Here is a 1,410-nt window from a genome sequence, read left to right as displayed (position 1 = left end):
GGGTCCGTAACACGAACGGTGTTTCCGACCTCTGTTGTCAGTAGTCCTCAGCGGCCGGCCAACGGTCACTGAACGTGATCGAGAAAGCGTTCAACACGGGCTTCCACCGCACCGCCCACCGAGCCTGCCCCGTACCCGTCGGGTCCAGACTCCGAGTCACCAGATACAGACACTTCAGCGCGGCCTGCTCAGTCGGGAAGTGCCCCCGCGCCCGCACCGCCCGACGATACCGCGCGTTCAACGACTCGATCGCGTTCGTCGAACACAACACCCGCCGGATCTCCACATCATAGTCCAGGAACGGGATGAACTCCTCCCACGCATTGCGCCACAACCGAATCACCGCCCCATACCGGTCACCCCACCGCTCCTCCAACTCGTCCAACGCAACAGCGGCAGCACCCACGTTGGGCGCCGTGTAGATCGGCTTCACATCCCTCTTCAACGCCTCCCAATCACGCTTGGACGCCAGCCGGAACGTGTTGCGCAGCAGATGGATCACGCAGGTCTGCACGATCGCCGCAGGCCACACATTGCCCACCACCTCCGGCAGACCCTTGAGCCCGTCGCACACCACGAAGAACACGTCGCTCAGACCGCGATTCTTCATATCCACCAACACCTGCATCCAGAACTTCGCGCCCTCGCCACCCTGCCCGATCCACAGCCCGAGCACATCCCGACGCCCCTCCAGAGTGACACCGATCGCCGCGTAGACCGGCCGGTTGGCGACCTGCCCGTCCCGGATCTTCACGTGCACAGCGTCGATGAACACCGCCGCGTACACCGCGTCCAACGGACGCGACTGCCATTCGCCCATCTCACCCAGGACCTGATCGGTGATCCGCGAGACGGTCTCCTTGGACACCGACGCCCCGTAGATCTCGACGAAATGCGCCGAGATCTCACCGGTCGTCAAACCCTTGGCATACAACGACAACACGATCTCGTCCACACTGCCCAGCCGACGCTGCCGCTTGCGCACCACGACCGGCTCGAAAGAACCGTTCCGGTCCCGCGGCACCGCGATCTCGACCTCGCCCACCGCGTCGGAGACCACCGTCTTGGCGCGCGTGCCGTTCCGCACGTTCGTCGATGTCCGTTCCGGCTCGGCCCGGTGCTTGTCGTGGCCCACGTGCTCGGTCATCTCCGCGTTCAACGCGGCTTCCAACACCGTCTTCGTCAACTGCTTGAGCAGGCCGTCAGGGCCGGTCAACGCCAAGCCCTGCTCCTGGGCCTGGGCGACCATCGTGGCCGCCAGCTCCTCCTGCGCCGACCTCGGCTTCGAGGTCTTGCCCTTGTCTGTCGCGTGTGGACTCATAACGTCCAGTGTCATCACGCACCGTGCCCAATCCCGCCGAGCTTACGCCCGGCGTGTCGGGCCAGAAACACCGTTCGCGGGATAGTCCC

At 64.7% G+C, this 1,410-nt stretch carries 1 protein-coding gene; it reads right to left on the bottom strand.

Going from position 1 to position 1,410, the window contains the following annotated elements; translation table 11 throughout:
- Nucleotides 1–37: 37 nt before the first annotated feature.
- Nucleotides 38–1,249 carry an IS256 family transposase gene (locus F0L68_RS40685; RefSeq protein WP_438672355.1) on the bottom strand — a complete coding sequence of 404 codons (1,212 nt, stop codon included), beginning with the start codon at nt 1,247–1,249 and terminating at the stop codon, nt 38–40.
- Nucleotides 1,250–1,410: the final 161 nt, after the last annotated feature.

The sequence above is a fragment of the Solihabitans fulvus genome (assembly GCF_008386585.1).
Lineage (GTDB): Bacteria > Actinomycetota > Actinomycetes > Mycobacteriales > Pseudonocardiaceae > Solihabitans > Solihabitans fulvus.
Note: the sequence above shows the minus strand (reverse complement) of the source record. Positions and strands in the feature narration are given on the sequence as shown.

Excerpts from the sequence above, each read along its gene's own strand:
- F0L68_RS40685 (WP_438672355.1), bottom strand. The coding sequence starts at position 1,249 with ATGGTCGCCCAGGCCCAGGAGCAGGGCTTGGCGTTGACCGGCCCTGAC.